This is a genomic window from Synechococcus sp. Cruz CV12-2-Slac-r, assembly GCF_024346075.1.
In the GTDB taxonomy this organism is placed as follows: Bacteria; Cyanobacteriota; Cyanobacteriia; order PCC-6307; family Cyanobiaceae; genus Synechococcus_D.
In genome coordinates, this window is sequence record NZ_JAGQEK010000185.1 from 1 (window position 1) to 2,998 (window position 2,998).

Annotated in this window: 2 protein-coding genes; one reads left to right on the forward strand and one right to left on the reverse strand. The window is 49.1% G+C overall.

The features are described 5' to 3' along the window. Positions 1–360: 360 nt before the first annotated feature. Complete coding sequence (locus KB557_RS10325) at positions 361–807, reverse strand: hypothetical protein (protein ID WP_255133927.1); 447 nt, start codon at positions 805–807, stop codon at positions 361–363. A 158-nt stretch (positions 808–965) separates the two neighbouring features. Between KB557_RS10325 and KB557_RS10330 the strand changes: the two genes are divergently transcribed. Continuing rightward, positions 966–2,783 (forward strand): proline--tRNA ligase, encoded by a 1,818-nt coding sequence (locus KB557_RS10330; protein WP_255133929.1) that lies wholly within the window; start codon positions 966–968, stop codon positions 2,781–2,783. The last annotated feature ends 215 nt before the right edge of the window (positions 2,784–2,998 follow it).

Here is a 2,998-nt window from a genome sequence, read left to right on the forward strand (position 1 = left end):
GGCGATCCGCCTTACTAAATGCTGCTGGATTTAGCGATCCAATCCGGGTCTTTCAGGCGCTGCAATACGAAGGAGTGGTGGCGATGCGTCGCCAATAAATAATTCGTTTGTTGATAGCGGGATGATTTGGTCCCCCAATACGCAGCAAATGGGTAGTACTAAGGAAGCAATACCAATGCCTAAACCGGTTAACTCAGCAAAAGGATTAAAGCCCCAACTATGGGGTTCTCCATTCTGTTCACCATCTGGTTCTAAACCGAGAGTCATACAAAGAAAACAACAACAATCAATTCCGATTACCGGATTTGACCAGTTCCATGATGGCAGCAAGAAGAGATTCCTGCAGTGATTCGGTTTGGATCAGGCAACATTGCGTTTCAGATCCCTTCGCGTACTCAGATCTGTAGCAGGAGTGCCCGTTGATTCTGTAAGAAGTTGACGGATATCTCGCAGCTCCTCAAGGATGCTGCCCAGGAGCTGCTGAGTTGCTGAATGAGGTGAATTAAGCACTTCAACTGTTACCTCTTTAATGCGCAAAACATCGCGAGCAAAACGGGCAACTTCATTGGGATGAAAAAGCAGGGCCTCTTTTTGGTCGCTGCGATATTCAGGATTGAGCTTGCGGGGGTTGAAAGGAGGATTCAGGTTGCGTGGATCCGTGTTTGTGTAGCGGTATACAGATGCCCTTGAACGATTTAGTGCCCGCTGCACATCGTCGATTGAAGTGAGTTGATCGCCATTGCTAGGAGCGGCAATAACCTCCTCTGAATTATCAACGCTGTAGGCCACTGAAGATATGGCAACCATGAGACAGCTCTTAGACAGACGGGATTTCGCCAGACGTTAGCAGATGATTTTCGCTCGTCTAGTGCCGAATTGAACCTTATAAAACGAAAAATAATTGACTTTTGTTTAGTTGCTTTCGCGGCTCGGTGATAGCTTCCGATTCGGCCTCGAATTTCCTCATGCGCGTCTCCCGTTTGCTCTTGGTGACGTTGCGCGACGATCCAGCTGAAGCTGAAATTCCCTCCCATCGCCTTTTGGTACGGGCTGGTTACATCCGTCGGGTGGCATCAGGCATATATGCATATCTGCCTTTGATGTGGAGGGTATTGCGCAAGATTTCGGCGATTGTTCGAGAGGAGATGGATTCCACCGGAGCGCTAGAAACCCTGCTGCCGCAACTTCAACCGGCTGAACTTTGGCAACGCAGCGGCCGCTGGACTGGTTACACAGATGGGGAAGGAATCATGTTCAACTTGCGTGATCGCCAAGATCGAGCCCTGGGGCTCGGCCCAACCCACGAAGAGGTTGTAACCACATTGGCGGCAGATCTATTGCGTTCATACCGTCAATTACCGGCCACTCTTTATCAAATCCAAACAAAATTTCGAGATGAAATTCGTCCTCGCTTTGGCTTGATGCGCAGCCGCGAATTCATCATGAAAGATGCCTATTCATTTCATGCCAGTAGCAGCGATCTTGATAGCACTTATGCAGTTATGGAAGCCGCATACAAACGTATTTTTGCAAGATGTGGAGTGCAGTCGCTTGCGGTGGAAGCAGATAGCGGTGCCATCGGCGGTTCAGCTAGTAAGGAATTCATGGTTTCCGCAGCAGCAGGGGAAGACCTGATCTTGATGAGCCCCGACAACAGCTACGCCGCTAATCAAGAAAAAGCCCAATCGCTTGCACCTGAAGCTGAGCTTCTGCCCGAAGCTGAATGTCTACTTATTGATACTCCCGGGCAAACCAGTATTGAAAGAATCTGTTCAAGCAATGGGTTTAAACCAAACCAAACCGTGAAAGTGTTGTTGCTTCTGGCCCGTTTCAGCAGCGGACATTTGCAACCATTACTACTAAGCCTGCGGGGTGATCAACAATTAAATGATGTGAAATTAAGTAATTTACTCACAAGGGCCCATGCAACTAAGTGGGGTAGCTTGTTGCAAATCAATCCACTAGATATTGCATCTCTTGCTGACGCCAGTTTAATTCCCTTTGGTTATGTGGGTCCTCAGTTGTCAGATAATGTGCTGCTTGGCAGTAAATTAGATGGCTCATCCTTAGCACCAAATTTTCTTCGCTACGCCGATACCAGTGCTGCTGAGTTGGTGCGGTTTGTTTGTGGAGCCAACCGTTTGGATCAACATTTGGTGGGGGCGGAATGGAATTCGAGCACCATGCCACTACCAGAGGTGCATGATTTGCGTTCAGCTCAGGCTGGCGACCGTTGCTTGCATGATCCAAGCCAAATTTTGCAGGCCACTCGGGGCATTGAGGTGGGGCATATTTTCCAATTGGGTCGTAAATATTCCGAAGCACTTGAGGCCCGATTTACTAATGAACAGGGGCAGGAAGAAGCTTTATGGATGGGTTGTTACGGTATCGGGGTGTCGCGATTGGCCCAAGCGGCTGTTGAACAACATCACGACGGCGCTGGAATCATCTGGCCTGTGCCAATTGCACCCTTTGAGTTGGTGCTTGTTATTGCCAGTGCTCAAGATTCGCAACAGGTGCAATTGGCGGAGAACCTCTACGAACAATTCCTTAAAGCAGGAGTAGATGTGTTGTTGGATGATCGCAATGAAAGGGCGGGTGTGAAATTTAAGGATGCAGAACTATTGGGTATTCCCTGGCGAATGGTGATTGGCAGAGGGGCCTCAACTGGTGCGGTGGAGTTGGTGGAGCGCTGCAGTGGCAACAAGCAGGAAGGGGAGGCTCAATCTTTAGTGAGCTGGTTGCTGGAGCGTTTGATTGCTCAACGGGCTGGATCTCTATGAAGCTATTTCCGTTAGCCGGGATAGTTTCAATGTTGGTTTGTATTTCTTCTTGCCAGCAGCACTTTGCAGGGCAGAAAGTGGCTCAGTTTGGCAGCCGAGAGGTGTGGCTTGGTAACAACAAAACACAAACCAAGTTCAGCTCAAGCCGCAGTTTTTGGCAGTTGCCGCTTCGTATTAGTAATCCCGGTGGCGAACAGATCAGCCTGGAGGTTCAA

Excerpts from the sequence above, each read along its gene's own strand:
- KB557_RS10325 (WP_255133927.1), bottom strand. The coding sequence starts at position 807 with ATGGTTGCCATATCTTCAGTGGCCTACAGCGTTGATAATTCAGAGGAG.
- KB557_RS10330 (WP_255133929.1), top strand. The coding sequence starts at position 966 with ATGCGCGTCTCCCGTTTGCTCTTGGTGACGTTGCGCGACGATCCAGCT.